Genomic DNA, 15,206 nt, shown 5'->3' with positions numbered 1-15,206 from the left:
GTGGCCGGTCGCGCCCCGCGGCGGAGCCGCAGATCAAGTACAGCCCCGCGCCCCTTTCGGGGCGCCGATCGCGCCCGTGCGACCGCGCCGCAGGTGCCACAGCTCCGCGCCCCCAGACGGGACGCGGCCATCCGTTCCGTGAGGAGATCCCGTGCCCGAAGTCCTCAAAGCACCCCTGGTCGTCGAGTTTCCCTTCACTCGTTCCCTCAGTCCCGTCCAGAGCGCGTTTCTCACCGGACTGCGGGAGCGGGTCGTGCTCGGGGTGAAGACCCGTGACGGGCGGACGCTGGTGCCGCCCGTCGAGTACGACCCCGTCACCTCCGAGGATCTCGGTGAGCTGGTCGAGGTCGGGTCCACCGGGACCGTGAGTACGTGGGCCTGGAACCACGAACCCCGCCGGGGCCAGCCGTTGGACACGCCGTTCGCGTGGGTCCTGGTGAAACTGGACGGCGCCGACACCGGCATGCTGCACGCACTCGACGCCCCGGGCCCCGACGCAGTACACACCGGAATGCGAGTCAGGGTCCGGTGGGCCGAGGAGCGCTCGGGGGCCATCACCGACATCGCCTGCTTCGAACCGTACGACGGTGCCGGCGCCGAACTCACCGGCAGCGACGGCCGGTTCGAGGACATGGTGACCGGCATCGTCGCGCCCGCCCGCCTCGACTACACCTACTCGCCCGGCCGCGCACAGTCCGGCTACATCAACGCGCTCTCCGACCGGCGGGCCGTCGGCGAGCGCTGCCCGTCCTGCCGCAAGGTGTACGTCCCGCCGAGGGGCGCGTGCCCCACATGTGGTGTGGCCACATCGGAACAGGTGGAAGTAGGGCCGCGCGGCACACTCACCACGTACTGCATCGTCAACATCAAGGCGAAGAACCTCGACATCGAAGTGCCCTACGTCTATGGGCACATCGCCCTGGACGGCGCCGACCTCGCCCTGCACGGCCGCATCGGTGGCATCCCCTACGACCAGGTGCGGATGGGTCTGCGCGTCGAGCCGGTGTGGACGGACGGGGGCCGTTACCCCGACCACTACCGGCCCACCGGCGAACCCGACGCGGACTACGACACGTACAAGGAGCTGGTGTAGATGCCCGCGCCGAGGCCGCTGAGGGACATCGCCGTCGTCGCCTTCGCCCAGACCGACCATCTGCGCACCACCGACGAGCTCTCCGAGGTGGAGATGCTCATGCCCGTCCTGCACGAGGTGCTGGCGCAGACCGGGCTCAAGACCAGCGACATCGGGTTCACCTGCTCCGGCTCCACCGACTACCTCGCGGGCCGCGCCTTCTCCTTCACGATGGCACTCGACGGCGTCGGAGCCTGGCCGCCGATCTCCGAGTCGCACGTGGAGATGGACGGGGCGTGGGCGCTGTACGAGGCCTGGACGAAGCTCCTCACCGGCGAGGCCGACACCGCGCTCGTGTACGCGTACGGCAAGTCGTCCCCCGGGTCGGTGAGGGACGTACTGACGCGGCAACTCGACCCCTACTACGTGGCGCCCCTGTGGCCCGACTCCATAGCCCTGGCCGCCCTCCAGGCCCAGGCCCTCATCGACGCGGGCGACACCGACGAGCCCGCGCTGGCCGCCGTCGCCACCCGCAGCCGCGCCTCGGCCGCCGACAACTCCCATGCCCAGCTGAGGGGTTCGGTGCCGCTGGGCGACTACGCCGTACGTCCTCTGCGTACCGGCGACTGCCCGCCCATCGGCGACGGTGCGGCCGCGGTGATCCTCGCCGCGGGGGAGCGCGCCCGGGACCTGTGCGAGCGGCCCGCCTGGATCCGGGGCATCGACCACCGCATCGAGGCACACGGTCTCGGCGTACGGGACCTGACCGACTCGCCGTCCTCGCGACTGGCGGCGGAACGGGCCGGAGCCTTCGAACGGCCCGTCGACACAGCAGAGTTGCACGCCCCGTTCACCTCGCAGGAGGTGGTGCTGCGCAAGGCCCTGCGGCTGGACGACAGCGTCGACGTCAACCCGTCCGGGGGACCGCTCGCCGCCAACCCCATCATGGCCGCGGGCCTCATCCGCATCGGCGAGGCGGCCGCCCGGATCCGGCGCGGCGACTCCGACCGGGCGCTGGCGCACGCCACTTCGGGTCCGTGTCTGCAACAGAACCTGGTCGCCGTACTGGAGGGAGACCCGCGATGAGCAAGGAGCCCGTGGCCGTCGTCGGGATCGGCCAGACCAAGCACGTCGCGGCCCGAAGGGACGTGTCCATCGCGGGACTTGTCCGCGAGGCAGCCCAACGCGCCCTCGCGGACGCCGAGTTGACGTGGGCGGACATCGACGCCGTCGTCATCGGCAAGGCGCCCGACTTCTTCGAGGGCGTCATGATGCCCGAGCTCTACCTCGCCGACGCCCTCGGCGCGGTGGGCAAACCCATGCTGCGCGTCCACACCGCCGGCTCCGTCGGCGGGTCCACCGCGCTCGTCGCGTCGAACCTCGTCGCGGGCCGCGTCCACGGCACCGTACTGACCCTCGCCTACGAGAAGCAGTCCGAGTCGAACGCCATGTGGGGCCTGTCCCTGCCGATCCCCTTCCAGCAGCCCCTGCTCGCCGGCGCGGGCGGCTTCTTCGCGCCGCACGTACGCGCCTACATGCGACGCACCGGGGCCCCCGACGGGGTCGGCTCCCTCGTCGCGTACAAGGACCGCCGCAACGCGCTCAAGAACCCCTACGCGCATCTCCACGAGCATGACATCACGCTGGAGAAGGTCCAGGCCTCGCCCATGCTCTGGGACCCGATTCGCTACTCGGAGACCTGCCCGTCCTCCGACGGCGCGTGCGCGATGGTCCTCACCGACCGCGCGGGAGCGGCCCGTTCGCCGCGCCCGCCCGCCTGGATGCACGGCGGCGCGATGCGCAGCGAGCCGACGCTCTTCGCGGGCAAGGACTTCGTCTCGCCGCAGGCCGGCAAGGACTGCGCGGCCGACGTGTACCGGCAGGCCGGCATCGTCGACCCCCGCCGCGAGATCGACGCGGTGGAGATGTACGTCCCGTTCTCCTGGTACGAGCCCATGTGGCTGGAGAACCTCGGCTTCGCCGCGGAGGGCGAGGGCTGGAAACTCACCGAGTCCGGGGTCACGGAACTCGACGGGGACCTGCCGGTGAACATGTCGGGCGGGGTGCTGTCCACCAACCCGATCGGGGCCTCCGGGATGATCCGGTTCGCGGAAGCCGCACTTCAGGTGCGTGGACAGGCCGGAGAGCACCAGGTCGACGGCGCGCGCCGGGTCCTTGGGCACGCCTACGGCGGCGGGTCCCAGTTCTTCTCGATGTGGCTGGTCGGAGCCACGCCGCCGACCAGCTGAAGGTGTCCCCCTCACGTGGCCTGTGCGCGGCAGTGACCGAAAGCTAGGCTGGCCGCGGACGACGAACCGGGAGGAGCACGGACGTGGCCGAGAGCACCATCCAACAGCACCCGCTCGCGGGCTGGGACAAGCCGGAGCTTGACCTCAGCAGCGCCGACTGGCATTCCAGCAGCCGCGGACTGGGGGATGTCCAGATCGCCTTTGTCGAAGGCTTCATCGCGATGCGCAACAGTGGCCGCGCGGAAAGCCCCTCCTTGATCTTCACGCCCGCGGAATGGGGAGCGTTCGTGTCAGGGGCGCGGGAAGGGGAGTTCGACCTCACGTGAGAGGACGTGGGGGAGCCTGACCCGACAGGAGGGGTGCTTTCTTCTCCTGTTCGGGCCACGCGATCCTCGGCCGTTTCCCGGGGCCATGCCTGAGCGAGGCGGACCCCGGGAAACCGGGGCCGCCGACGGGCCTTTCGCGGGAAGCCGGCCCGGTCAGGGCGTACGCCGGCTGCCCCCTTCAAGGCCACAGCGACTGCTTGTCCCAGCCTTCCCCGGAGCGTACGTACGCCAGCCGCGTGTGCCGTCGCTCCTTGTCGCCCCTGGCACGGAGTACCGGTGCCCGGTCCACGTACCCGGATCTGTCGTGCGAGCGGCGACCAGTGGAAGGTGAGCGCCGCGTAGGGCCGCTCCGCCAGGTTTCGGGCCTTGACGCTGCCGCCGTCCGACGCGAACTGCCGGCCGTCCGGACCGAGCCCCTTGAGGATCAGGGTCCGTGCCGTGGGATTCCCGTCGGCACCGGCCGTCGAGAGCGTCATCGCGTGCGGCTCGCGCACCCCGGCCGCCACGGCCGCGAGCAGCCACTCGGCGAACAGCTCCGCCGGAGTGTCCGGAGCCCCGGACGGGTCGAACACGGGCAGCTCGCCCGCGAACACCTCCAGGCCACGCGGCAGTTGACGCAGATCCTCCGCACGGCGACGACGAGTTCACCGCGGCCATCGCCTTCCTCGCGAGCCCCGACCGGCAGCGGCTGCGCGCCTGCCACGCGCCGCGCTGTGTGCGCTACTTCCTCAAGGACCACCCCCGTCAGGAATGGTGCAAGCCGTCGTGCGGCAACCGTGCCCGTGTCGCCCGCCACCACGAACGACACAAGAAAACGGCATAGCCTCCGGGTATGAGCGGTCCTGGCGGTAAGAGCGCGGAACGTGATCTCGGTCGACTGCTGAGCGGTATGGCACCCGCCCTGCATCCCGGCCGCTTCGTCTTCACCACCGTCCCAGGTGCCACAGCACCCCCAGGGCTCTCGCCGGTCGTCACCGTCGTCGAGGACGAGGGCCTCACCCTCGTCGTCCAGCAGGAGGACGCCGACGCCGCGCGTCTGACGTACGACTTCGTGGCCGGCTGGATCACCCTGCGCATCCACTCCGCGCTCGACGCCGTCGGCCTCACCGCCGCCGTCGCCCAGGCACTGGCCGAAGCGGGCCTGAGCTGCAACGTCGTCGCGGGCTTCCACCACGATCACCTCTTCGTGCCGCACGAGCGCGCCGCCGAGGCCGTGGCCCTTCTGGAACACCTGGCCGACCGCTCCGGTCAGTAACGGTCGAACGGGCCCGCGCCACTGGCTCCGGGCGTACGCTGAGCTGCCTGTAGGTCACGGAGCGCACCGTCTCCCCGCGCCGGTCGCACCACCGTGGCAGGGGGTGCGGCATGGGTCAGCGCGGCATGCGGAGCAGAAGGACGCTCTTCGAGCGCGAGAGTGAACTCGCGGCTGTGGATGAGGCGTTGGCCGAGGTCACCGGACTGGGAACGGACGGCGGACACACGCCCTCGCCGGAGCCAGTGGCGTGGACCCGCTCGACCGTAGACGGCACCGGTCCTCGTCGGGACCGTACTGGCCCTCGTCGGGACGATGTCGGCCCAGGTCAGAACGGCACCGGCCCAGGCCGGGACGGCGCCGAACCGTACGACCGGCCCCGCGGCGGGCTGCTCGCCTTCGCCGGACGTGCCGGAATCGGCAAGACCACCCTTCTCGCCGAAGTACGCCGTCGCGCCACCGCCAAGGGCTGCACGGTGCTGTCCGCGCGCGGCGGCGACCAGGAGCAGCGCGTCGCCTTCCACGTCGCACGCCAGCTTCTGCAGCCCCAGCTCGCGGGCGTCCCGGAGGCCGAACTCCGTGCCTCGCTGGGCAGTTGGTACGCCATTGTCGGACCCGCACTCGGCCTGTGCGCACCCGCCGAAGGCGCACCGCCCGACCAACAGGGCCTGCGCGACGGCCTCGACTGGGTGCTCACGCACCTCGCGGTGCGACGCGCGCCGATGGTGCTCGTCCTCGACGACGCGCACTGGGCCGACGCCGAGTCACTGCAGTGGCTCGCCGCGTTCGCACCCCGCGCCGAGGAACTGCCGCTGCTGCTCGTCGTCGCCTACCGTCCCGACGAACTCCCGGACCACGCCGAGCCGTTCAAGGCCCTGCCCGGCCGGGCAGGCGGACGTCCTCTCGACCTGGAACCACTCAGCGCGGTCGCCGTCGCTGATCTGGTGCGCGAATCCCTCGGCACCCAGGCGGACGACGCGTTCTGCCGCGAGTGCTGGGCCGTGACCGCGGGCAACCCGTTCGAGGCCGTCGAACTCACCGCGAAGGTACGCGACCGCGGTCTGACCCCCACCGAGACCGGGGCACATCTGCTGCGCGACCTGGCCGCCGCGGTCAAGGGCAGCGGACTCGTCGCCCGCCTCGAACGCCTGGGCACCTCCACCGTCCGCTTCGCCTGGGCCTGCGCCGTCCTCGGCACCGAGATCCCTCCCACGCTGGCCGCGGCCGTGGCGGGCCTCGGCTCGGAGGAGGCCGCCGACGCGGCGGACGCCCTGCGCGGAGCCCGTATCCTCACCGGCGCCGTGACAGCCGAGGGCACTCTCGAATTCGTCCACCCGCTGATCGCCACCGCCGTCTACCGGGCCATTCCCCGGGGCGTACGGGTGGCCCTGCACGGCCAGGCCGCCTGGTGTGTCGTCGACGCGGGTCTCGGCTCCGCCGCCGCTGCCCGGCATCTCATGGAGACCCACCCCGACGGCGACGTCTGGGTCGTCCAGCAGCTGCGTGCCGCCGCCCGCGAGACCCTGCGCGCCGGAGCTCCCGACGCGGCCCGCCGCCACCTCGCCCGCGCGCTGCGCGAACCCCCGCCCGGCGCGGAACGGGCCGCGGTGCTCTACGAACTCGGCAGCGCCTCCCTGCTCACCGAACCCGCGACCACCGTGAACCACCTGCGGGCCGCTCTCGAAGAGCCCATCGCCGACGCCGAGTTGCGGCACAACATCGTCTACCGGCTCTCCCAGGTCCTCGCCCACAGCGACCGCCTGGGCGAGGCCTCCGACGCCCTCTCCCGCGAGGTCAAGGTGACCGGCGACGCCCGCGTACGGCTGCGCATGCAGTCCGAGCAGTTCATGTGGGACGCCTTCCGGGCCGACGAACCCGACTCACCTGCCCGCTCCCGCCGCCTCGCCCGGCTCGCCGACCGGCTGACCGGCCGCGACCTCACCGAGCGCTATGTGATCGGCCTGCGCGCCTGGGACGCCACCCTGCGCGGCGAACCCGCCCACATCGCGATCCACCACGCCGAACGAGCCCTCGCGGGCGGCTTCGGCTGGGCCGAGGCGGACCGCGGCTTCGAGGTCCCCGTCCTGGTCGCCCTCACCTTCATGTACGCGGACCGGCCCGGGCGCACCGAGGAACTCTTCGCCGCCGGGATCGCCGACTTCGAACGGCAGGGCTGGCACGGGGCCCACCTGTCCTTCGGCTACACCCTCCTCGGGTACCTGCGCTTCCGCCGCGGCCGTCTCGCCGAGGCCGAGGACTTCGTACGCGCGGGGCTCAGGCTCGCCGAACGCGTCGGGCCCGGCACGCCCGCCCACTGGTACGCCGTCGGCACACTCATCGAGATCCTGCTCGCCCGCGGCCGGATCACCGAGGCCACGCAGACCGCCGAGGAGTACGCCTTCGGGGAACCGTTCCCGGCCGCCGTCGTCTTCCCCGACGCCCAGACCGTGCACGGCGAGCTGCTGCTGGCCAGGGGGCTGACGAAGGACGCCGCCGTCGAACTCGCCGCGGCCGGGCGCCGCCTCGACCCGCGCGGCATGCGGAATCCGTCGTGGTGCCCCTGGCAGCTGCACCTCGCCCGTGCGGAGAGCCACGATGCCCCGGAGCGGGCGGTGACCACGGCGTTCGAGGCCGTGGGCCGGGCTCGGCTGTTCGGTGCGCCGTCGGCGATCGGCCAGGCGCTGCGCGCCGCGGCCGACGTCTCCTCGGGCTCGACCCGCGTGAAACTCCTCGAAGAGTCGGTCGGCCACCTGGAACGCTCGCCGGCCGCGTACGAACTGGCCTGCGCCCTTGTCGCCCTCGGCACGGAGCTGCGGCGCACGGGCCGCGCGAGGGAAGCCGCCGAGCACCTCTACCGGGGGCTGGAGGCGGCCGTGCAGTGCGGCGCCGACGGGCTTGTCGAGGCCGCGCGCGACGAACTGGCCGCGGCCGGGCTGCGGCCGCGCCGTCTCCACAGCACCGAGACGGACACGCTCACCGCCCGCGAGTGCGCGGCCGCGACACTCACCGTGCGCGGTCGCACGCCGGCGGGCATCGCCGAGGAGCTGCACACCGAGGAGCCGGCGGTGGTGCGACTGCTGTCGGCGGTGTACCGGAAGGTGGGCACGGACCGGGCGGGGCTGGGGGCGGCGTTGGGGGAGACGGAGCCAGCGGCGGCAGGGGAGGCAGTGGAGGCAGGGGGAGAGGGGCCCGGAGCGGGAGAGGGAGCGGGAACGAACGGCTAGTCAACGGGTGTGGGCCCACCGGTGTTGGCCCGTATTGGTGGGCCCACGGGCGTCGGCCAACGGCTGTAGGCAAACAGGTGTAGGCCTACCGGTGTAGGCCTACCGGCGTCGGCCTACGAGCGTGGGCAACGGGCGGAGGCAAAGCCAACGCTTGTTGGCAAACGCTCGCTCGTGCTCGCCGAGGCCGGGGCAACGAGCGTTGGCAAACAGCCGGTGACGGAAACGGCTCGAAGTCGCCACGCGACGGTCAACGCCCGTTGATGGACCCGTCCCAGTCAACACGTGATGGCCAACGTTCGCTGGCCAACGGCCGTCGACCCCACGCCCGTCCACCCCTCGGGGCACGTACCATTGCGGCATGTCCTTCCTCCGCCGCCGCAGTGCCACTCCCGCCGGGCCTGAATTCGACGTTCTGGCCATGGACCCGGGCGACTGGCCCGGCAATCTCGGCGCGGGCCTGCTGCCCGCGCCCGACGGAAGCTGCCAGGGTGTCTTCCTGCGCTACGACCTGTTCGGCGGCCGCGGCCCCGCGATGATCATCGGCAATCTGCCGGAGGGCTCACCGGCCCGGGACGTCGCCGAGGGGGAGGTCCCCTTCGAGGTGGCGCAGCTGCTGCTGGCGCTGGAGAACGAGGAAGAGGTCACGGTCGTCGGTGTCGAGGACATGCCGGTGATGCAGGGCGACAACCTGCTCATCGTGCGCCGCCTCAAGCTTTCCGAGACGCGGATCTCCTGCGTCCAGTTCGACCGCAGCGACAACGTCCTGGTGACGATCGCCGCCTGGGACCGCCCCATCACCGACGACCTGTACGCGCTCCTCAAGCCCCTGCCCGCGGAGCTCTTCCAGCAGGGCTGAACCCCGCCGCCCGAACCCTGCCGCCCGAACCCTGCCGCCCGAACCCTGCCGTCCGCGGCGAACCGCCGGCGGACGGCGAGACCACGTTCAGGCGACCGCCGGACGGAGCCAGGTAGGTCTGGGGCGAGAAGCCCTAGCCCGGCGCCCCCTCACCCCCGGCCGATTCGGTGTCCACACCGTCCAGGAAGTGGAACCCGGGCCGCGGGTGCATGAGGAAGTCGTGGTGCGAGATGTTCCACGCGTAGGCGCCCGCCAGTGCGAACGCCACGCGGTCGCCCGCCCTCAGCCCCGGTGCCTGGACGTCCCTGGCCAGGACATCCTTCGGAGTGCACAACTGGCCTGTGAGCGTGACGAGTTCGCGTTTCGCGACCGGCCGTGGCCAGGAATGAGGCCAGTCCTCCGCCGCGAGCACGGTGCAGGGCTGGTCGTGCCCCTTGGTCGCGGGAGTGCGCATGTGGTGCGTGCCACCGCGCACCACGGCGAACTCCTCGCCGTGGCTCTGCTTCACGTCCAGCACCTCGGTCACGTACCAGCCGCAGTACGCCGTAAGCGCCCGCCCCGGTTCGATACGCAACGTCAGATCCGGGTACCGACGGGTGAGTTCGGCGAGTCCTTCGCCGTACGCGACCCAGTCGAAACGGTCCTCGGGAGCGGCGTAGTCGACCGTCATGCCCCCGCCGACATTGACCTCGGCGATCCGCACCCCGTCGTGCCGCTCGGCCAGTCCCACGGCCCAGCTCACGATGGACTCGGCCACCGCGAGCTGTTCAGGAGCCCGGAGTCCACTGACCAAGTGGGCGTGAATCCCCCGGAGTTCGAGACGCGGATAGATGCCGTCGGTCAGCAGACGCACGACCGTGTCCGCCTCGGACGGGTCGAGGCCGAAGGGCGTGGGACGGCCGCCCATCGTCAGCGAGCTCGCGGCCAACGAGCCGGACGCCACAGGGAGGTTGAAGCGCGGCAGGACAGCGACCGAGGTGTCGGGCGCGACCTGCCGCGCCAGTTCGGCCAGCATGTGCAGCTCGTACTCGCTCTCCACATGGAAACGCTCCACGCCCCGCTCCAGCGCGGCCGTGATCTCGGCGGGAGTCTTGCCCGGGCCGCCGAAGGCCAGAGGGCGGCCCGGGACCGCCTTGGCGACGTGGGCGAGTTCGCCGCCCGAAGCGACCTCGTAGCCGTCCACGTACGGGCCCAGCGCGGCCAGGATCTCCGGCTCCGGGTTGGCCTTGGCCGCGTAGTACAGCTCGACGCGCTCGGGCAGAGCGGCCCGCACGTTCGCGGCGTGTGCGCGCAGTGCCGCCAAGTCGTAGACGTAGGCGGGGAGTTCGCCGGAGAGCAGGGAGAGTACGCGGTCCCGTACGGCCGTGGTGGGGATGGTCATCGGGTGCTCCCGGTCGTGTGGCGCAGGATGTCCTCGCCGAGCGGAGAGGGCAGTCGGACGTAGCCGGCCTCGCGGTCGGCCTTGCGCTCCCAGCGGGTGAGGAGGTTCGCCTTGGCGGGCAGGGGCACTCCGGCGAGCAGCGCGGCCAGCGGCGGTGGGCAGCCGTGCCGGTCGGCGTACGCCTGGAGGGTGACGCGGACCTCCGCCCACAGCGCGGCCTCGGCATGGGGGTGCAGGTCGGCGAGCGCGGCCAGCAACTCGGCGACGTGGTTCACCAGCAGGCAGTAGACGACCCGGTCCCAGCCGCGCTGCGCGTCGTACGTCATCGGGCCCGCGACCTCGGGCGGCAGCGCGGCGAGGGTCTCGGCGTGGTGCTCGGGGACGAGCTTGGTGCCCTCCAGGTCGCGGAAGAGGACCTGGGCGGGCATGCCGTCGCCGTCGACGCAGATCAGCACGTTCTGCAGATGGGGTTCCAGCACCAGACCGTGGTCGAAGTAGGCGGCAAGGACCGGCGGCACGAGCAGCCTGAGGTAGGCCGACCACCAGTCGAGCACGGCCTGCGGACCGGCCCCGTCGAGGAGACGGGAGACGTGCGCGGAACTCGTCGGGTACTCGTCCGCGACGGCCGCAGCGAGCAGCGGGGTGGTGCCGGGCAGGAGGTGCCTGGTCAGGCCCTCGCGGACGATGACGCCGAAGCCTTCGAGCAGGTCGCGGTCCGGGGTGCCGTCCGGTCCTGGCAGGGCGAGGCTGCGGTACGCGGGCTCGCGGAGCACCGCGCTGCCGGGGAAGCGCTCGGCCAGGTCGGCCAGGGCCGGGCCCAGTAGGCGAGTGAGTGCGACGGCGCCGGTCAGCTCGTAACTCGCGTTCTTGCGCAGGCAGTTGGTGATCCGGACGTTCAGGCTGAACTTGAGGAACGACTCGCCGTCGTACAGCGTCCGTACGGATGCGGTGGCGGCGAAGGGCCTGCCGCCCGGGCCGAGGTCGAGGATGTCCCCGCGGCCAAGGGCCGCGCGCAGCACCGGGTGCTCGCGGAGCATCGCGTACTGCCAGGGGTGGGCGGGCAGCAGCCGGTAGCCGTCGGGCACGTCGGCGCCGCCCTGTCGGTCCCGCCTGTCCCGCCCGTCGAGCGCGTCCAGGGCGCCGGGCTCCGCCGCCTCCTCGGCGATCAGGTGTTCCCGTACGGCGAGGTGGCGCAGGGGGAAGGCCGCGCCGGCCTCCGGCGAGTAGGCGAGCCAGGAGTCCGCGTCCCCGGTGCGCGCCTTGGGCGTGGGGTGGAAGCGGTGCCCGAACAGCAGCGACTGCTCGGACGCGAGATAGGCGGCGACGGGCGTGCCCGCCTGCACGGGGAGAGCGCCCGGGCCGCTCCCGGTCCGTACGGCGAGAGATGCGGCGATGGTCCGGTGGCTTGAGTCGATCTGTTCCAGGAACTCCTCGTTGCGCACACCGGTACGCAGGGACAGCTCGTCCTGCGTGTACTCGGCCAGCCGCCGCCAGCCGACCACGTGCCAGCCGCCGTCGGCCGTCTGCTCGCTCACCGGACCGGCGAAGCGGTGCGCGCCCAGCAGCGACGTACGGCGCAGGGCGACGCGCAGCAGCACACCGCGGCGGGGGAGGCGCAGCAGCAGCCGGCCGTCGGTGAAGGCGGTCTGGCGCTCGGGCGCCGACACCTCGCGCAGCAGACAGTTGAGGAGGGTGCGCGCCACGGCCTCGTCGGGGGACGGGAGTTCGGCCGGCGCGGTGGGGACGGCGGTGGAGGTGGGGGTGCTACCGAGCGACTCGGTCAGCGAGGGCATGTGTGGCTCCAGCGGGTGCAAAGAGAGCGGAGGATGGTCGCGCATACGGTGATCAGTGCGACGGCCGCGCCGGTCAGTAGGGGTGCGGTCGGTCCGTAGCGGGCGCTGCCCGCCGCCGCGGCCACGCCGGCGGCGACCGCGCCGGCCTTGGAGAAGAACTCCAGCGACCCGAACAGCCCCCCGGGGGAACGGCCCTTGACGCAGTCGGCGGCCAGCACCGACAGACACACCAGGCCGAGCGTCAGCCCCAGGCCGAGGACCAGCCGTACGCCGATCAGGGTGGCGAGGGAGTCGGCCACGCTGTGCCCGGCCAGTCCGATCGCGACGCAGACGAAGCCGATCACGATCCCGGCCCGGGGACGGTCCCGGAAGGCGGTGTGTACGGGCATGGCGGCGATCAGGTAGCAGAGATGGGGGAGGGCGAACAGCGCGCCCGACAGCGTCGGTGACGCGCCCGGTATTCGTTCCTCGACAAGGGAGATGAGGTAGGGGAAGGAGATGACCGTGGAGAAGACGAAGGCGAACTCGAGCGCGTACAGGTTGCGCAGGGCCGCCGCCGGGGCGGGCTCGACAGTCGCCGCCGCCTCCGTCAAGTCGGCCTCGTCCGCCTGTGGTTCGGGCAGCACGGCGAGCAACAGGGCGGCGGCCAGCGGGAGAAGGGCGAGCAGCGCGTACTGGCGATGGGGTGAGAGCCAGGACGACAGGGAGCCGACGACGATCGGGGCGACGACCAGGGCCGCCCGCGCGCTGCCGTGCATCAGCGTGAGTGCCCTGGACAGGTGGGGCCCTTCCAGCGCGGCACCGAGGTAGCCGTTGGACGCTGCGAACGTGCCGCCGAGGATGCCCTGCAACACCAGCGCCGCGGTGAACGTGCCGAGCGAATCGGCCCACCCCGCGAGCAGGAAGGCGACGGCAAGTCCCAACTGGGCCCGCAGCAACAGCCGTTTTCGCCCGAAGCGGTCCGCGAGCCGGCCCCACAGGGGGGCGCCGAGCGCGCCGAACACGGTGGGCACGACATACAGCAGACCCGCCCAGCGCGCGGTCCGATCGCCGAGCTCCGGCAGGATCTCGGTCAGGAACGGCGGCAGCCCCAGTGCCGCGAACGACGCCACGAAGTAGCAGCCCGCGACAGCGTGCACGTGCCGGGGGCCGAATCCGGGGCGGGGCATCCGGAGGACTTCGGCGGTCATACCGAATCCCCCGTGTTCAGGAGGTAGTTGGGGCCGGTCGTGTAGTGCTTGTTGATGTCCGTGGCGCCCGAACGCTCCTTGGTGAGCAGGGTTCCAGCGGTGACCATCGCCTTCACGGGCAGGCGGGGCGAGTCCAGTACCTGGGCCCGCAGTACGGCACCGGGTTCGCCCGCTCCTGTTCCGAGCCGCTCGACCGCCTCGGCGAGCCGGTCGCGTACTAGCCGCAGCAGTACCGGAAGCGGAGCGCGACCGTGCCGGGCGAGCCCGAACGCGTAGGCGCCCGCGCACAGATGGACCGTGATGGTGGTGAACAGGTCGACGACCGGCTGGTCGCTCTCGCCGAAGGTCCGGGCGTCGTCGAAGTCACGCGCCCCGGGGCCGTCGTCACCCCACTGCTCACCCAACCGCTCACTCAATCCCTCACCCAACCGCTCCCGCAGCCGTGCGGTGTTGACGCGCGGCCCGTCGTTGTCCTTCAGCAGCAGCCGCAGCCGAGTGCGGCCGTCGGCTCGCCGGTCCAGGACGAGCGAGGTGTTCTGCTGGTGCGACTCCAGCGCGATCCCATAGCAGAACAGCGTGGTCTGCCAGTCGAAGAGCAGGGCGAGCCAGGCGTCCAGCAGGGCGAGCGGGTCACCACCGTAGAAGCGGTCGGCCAGATGATCGACGACCAGCCGGCCGCCGGGTGCTTCGGCGAGCAGCGCGGCCATCGGCACGACGACGGAGTCCTGGAGACCGGCGGGGTAGCGTCGGAACAGCGCGGCGAGCAGTTCGTGCCCGGCATGGGTGTACACGGTCTCGTCGGCGTGCAGGATCGTGTCCCGGAAGCGGGGCTCGCGAGCGACGACCCGCTCGATCAGACGCTGTCCCGCAGCCCCGTCGACCAGCGTCCCGGGCTTGATGGTCCGCTGGTTGCGCAGGCCCAACGTCGCGGTGACCAGGGGGAGTTTGACGTGCAGCAGCGGGTCGGCGGACAGCGCGACCGTGCGCATCGACAGGGTCGGCACGACTTCGCGGTGGGCGCGGTCGGCGAGCACCGCGCGGTCCGCCAGACCGGTGGCGCGCAGAGCCCCCTCCAGTGGGGCGCCGAGGGTCAACGGGTGTACGGGCAGAGCCACATGCGTGAGGTCGACCTCCCCCAGCCCGAGCAGCGCGGGCGTGGGCCAGCCGTCCGGAAGTGTGCCGGTGACCGCTTCTCGTGGCACGGCGAGCCAGCGCAGCTCGAAGCGGGGGTGGAACTCCGGTGCGTACGCGCGCAGTTGATCGTCGGTCAGCCCCGAGCGGCCACGTGCCGTGGGATAGACGGGATGGTCGAGATGGGCGGCGAGGGTGTCGAACGCCAGCCCGGCTGTCATCCCGGTCCAGTCGGCCGGGTCCGCGCCGAGACGGTCCGTCAGCCGCTTGGCGACGTCCGACCGGACCGAGGCTTGCAGCCGCATGGTGGCCAGCGTCTGACGGCACTCCTCCGCAAGGCCGTCGAACCCGTCCTGGTCGACAGGGTCGGCCAGGACGCGCAGCGCGCCCAGGATCTCGTCGCACGTCTCGTGCAGGACGGGCGCGGTCTTCTCGGACTCCCCGACGAGCAGCGGCAGTCGGGCCGCGAACTCGCACTGGAACCCGTCCTCGACGACGGGCAGCAGGAGGAACCCGCCTTGCTCGTCCGGCCGTTGCAGCCAGGCACCGTCCGCGCGATGTACGAGCGTGCTGCGGGTGCGCAGGCCGACCACGTCCTCACGCAAGAGAGCGCTGAGTACCCGGATCACCAACTCGCCCTCGGTGGAGTCGGTTCCCGGCCGGGCACCGTACGCGTCGCCGGTGCTCAAGGAGACTTCGGTGCTCAAGGAGTCTCCGGTGGTCGCAGTCGGG

Annotated in this window: 13 protein-coding genes and 1 pseudogene; 9 read left to right on the top strand and 5 right to left on the bottom strand. The window is 72.0% G+C overall.

Annotation, left to right across the window (positions count from 1 at the left end; all coding sequences use genetic code 11):
* Window positions 1–151 precede the first annotated feature (151 nt).
* The 4 genes from ACH4YP_RS28225 to ACH4YP_RS28210 all read left to right on the top strand — a co-directional run bounded on the left by ACH4YP_RS28225 (window position 152) and on the right by ACH4YP_RS28210 (window position 3,647).
* Entirely contained in the window at window positions 152–1,093 is a 942-nt protein-coding gene (locus tag ACH4YP_RS28225) for a Zn-ribbon domain-containing OB-fold protein (RefSeq protein ID WP_398493253.1), read from the top strand.
* Window positions 1,094–2,158 carry a thiolase domain-containing protein gene (locus ACH4YP_RS28220; RefSeq protein ID WP_398493252.1) on the top strand — a complete coding sequence of 355 codons (1,065 nt, stop codon included), beginning with the start codon at window positions 1,094–1,096 and terminating at the stop codon, window positions 2,156–2,158.
* Entirely contained in the window at window positions 2,155–3,321 is a 1,167-nt protein-coding gene (locus ACH4YP_RS28215) for a thiolase domain-containing protein (RefSeq protein ID WP_361068482.1), read from the top strand. The genes ACH4YP_RS28220 and ACH4YP_RS28215 overlap by 4 nt, the downstream gene beginning before the upstream one ends.
* A gap of 83 nt (window positions 3,322–3,404) precedes the next feature.
* Window positions 3,405–3,647, top strand: coding sequence for a DUF397 domain-containing protein (locus ACH4YP_RS28210; RefSeq protein ID WP_361068485.1), 243 nt, complete (start codon window positions 3,405–3,407; stop codon window positions 3,645–3,647).
* Window positions 3,648–3,988: 341 nt separating this feature from the next.
* Here ACH4YP_RS28210 and ACH4YP_RS28205 read toward each other — a convergent pair.
* Window positions 3,989–4,123, bottom strand: a pseudogene (locus tag ACH4YP_RS28205) (pyridoxamine 5'-phosphate oxidase family protein); the annotation flags it as partial.
* Here ACH4YP_RS28205 and ACH4YP_RS28200 point away from each other — a divergent pair.
* The 5 genes from ACH4YP_RS28200 to ACH4YP_RS28180 all read left to right on the top strand — a co-directional run bounded on the left by ACH4YP_RS28200 (window position 4,086) and on the right by ACH4YP_RS28180 (window position 8,979).
* The gene (locus ACH4YP_RS28200) at window positions 4,086–4,262 is read left to right on the top strand and encodes a hypothetical protein (protein WP_398493420.1); all 177 of its coding nucleotides are present in this window, start codon (window positions 4,086–4,088) and stop codon (window positions 4,260–4,262) included. The pseudogene ACH4YP_RS28205 and the gene ACH4YP_RS28200 sit on opposite strands and share 38 nt — an antisense overlap.
* 40 nt (window positions 4,263–4,302) lie before the next feature.
* A complete protein-coding gene (locus ACH4YP_RS28195) occupies window positions 4,303–4,470 on the top strand; it encodes a CGNR zinc finger domain-containing protein (protein ID WP_398493409.1) in 168 nt (55 codons plus the stop codon).
* A 9-nt stretch (window positions 4,471–4,479) separates the two neighbouring features.
* Complete coding sequence (locus tag ACH4YP_RS28190; RefSeq protein ID WP_361068490.1) at window positions 4,480–4,902, top strand: ACT domain-containing protein; 423 nt, start codon at window positions 4,480–4,482, stop codon at window positions 4,900–4,902.
* Window positions 4,903–5,012: 110 nt separating this feature from the next.
* Window positions 5,013–8,123 (top strand): ATP-binding protein, encoded by a 3,111-nt coding sequence (locus ACH4YP_RS28185; RefSeq protein WP_398493249.1) that lies wholly within the window; start codon window positions 5,013–5,015, stop codon window positions 8,121–8,123.
* Window positions 8,124–8,481: 358 nt separating this feature from the next.
* Window positions 8,482–8,979: a hypothetical protein gene (locus ACH4YP_RS28180; RefSeq protein WP_361068496.1), complete on the top strand. Its 498-nt coding sequence runs from the start codon at window positions 8,482–8,484 to the stop codon at window positions 8,977–8,979.
* A 133-nt stretch (window positions 8,980–9,112) separates the two neighbouring features.
* Here ACH4YP_RS28180 and ACH4YP_RS28175 read toward each other — a convergent pair whose 3' ends face one another.
* The 4 genes from ACH4YP_RS28175 to ACH4YP_RS28160 are packed head-to-tail and all read right to left on the bottom strand — an operon-like array spanning window position 9,113 to window position 15,181.
* On the bottom strand, window positions 9,113–10,360 hold the full coding sequence (locus ACH4YP_RS28175) for a type III PLP-dependent enzyme (protein WP_398493247.1): 1,248 nt from the start codon (window positions 10,358–10,360) through the stop codon (window positions 9,113–9,115).
* Window positions 10,357–12,153, bottom strand: coding sequence for an IucA/IucC family protein (locus ACH4YP_RS28170; protein ID WP_398493245.1), 1,797 nt, complete (start codon window positions 12,151–12,153; stop codon window positions 10,357–10,359). Before ACH4YP_RS28170 ends, ACH4YP_RS28175 begins: the two co-directional genes overlap by 4 nt.
* A complete protein-coding gene (locus tag ACH4YP_RS28165) occupies window positions 12,141–13,343 on the bottom strand; it encodes an MFS transporter (RefSeq protein WP_361068505.1) in 1,203 nt (400 codons plus the stop codon). Before ACH4YP_RS28165 ends, ACH4YP_RS28170 begins: the two co-directional genes overlap by 13 nt.
* A complete protein-coding gene (locus ACH4YP_RS28160; RefSeq protein WP_398493242.1) occupies window positions 13,340–15,181 on the bottom strand; it encodes an IucA/IucC family protein in 1,842 nt (613 codons plus the stop codon). Before ACH4YP_RS28160 ends, ACH4YP_RS28165 begins: the two co-directional genes overlap by 4 nt.
* Between the last annotated feature and the right edge of the window lie 25 nt (window positions 15,182–15,206).

This window comes from Streptomyces sp. NPDC020747 (assembly GCF_044334695.1).
Taxonomy (GTDB): domain Bacteria; phylum Actinomycetota; class Actinomycetes; order Streptomycetales; family Streptomycetaceae; genus Streptomyces.
This window is presented reverse-complemented; position numbering and strand designations above follow the sequence as displayed.

Excerpts from the sequence above, each read along its gene's own strand:
- ACH4YP_RS28185 (WP_398493249.1), top strand. The coding sequence starts at position 5,013 with ATGGGTCAGCGCGGCATGCGGAGCAGAAGGACGCTCTTCGAGCGCGAG.
- ACH4YP_RS28215 (WP_361068482.1), top strand. The coding sequence starts at position 2,155 with ATGAGCAAGGAGCCCGTGGCCGTCGTCGGGATCGGCCAGACCAAGCAC.
- ACH4YP_RS28220 (WP_398493252.1), top strand. The coding sequence starts at position 1,094 with ATGCCCGCGCCGAGGCCGCTGAGGGACATCGCCGTCGTCGCCTTCGCC.
- ACH4YP_RS28180 (WP_361068496.1), top strand. The coding sequence starts at position 8,482 with ATGTCCTTCCTCCGCCGCCGCAGTGCCACTCCCGCCGGGCCTGAATTC.
- ACH4YP_RS28175 (WP_398493247.1), bottom strand. The coding sequence starts at position 10,360 with ATGACCATCCCCACCACGGCCGTACGGGACCGCGTACTCTCCCTGCTC.
- ACH4YP_RS28190 (WP_361068490.1), top strand. The coding sequence starts at position 4,480 with ATGAGCGGTCCTGGCGGTAAGAGCGCGGAACGTGATCTCGGTCGACTG.
- ACH4YP_RS28165 (WP_361068505.1), bottom strand. The coding sequence starts at position 13,343 with ATGACCGCCGAAGTCCTCCGGATGCCCCGCCCCGGATTCGGCCCCCGG.
- ACH4YP_RS28170 (WP_398493245.1), bottom strand. The coding sequence starts at position 12,153 with ATGCCCTCGCTGACCGAGTCGCTCGGTAGCACCCCCACCTCCACCGCC.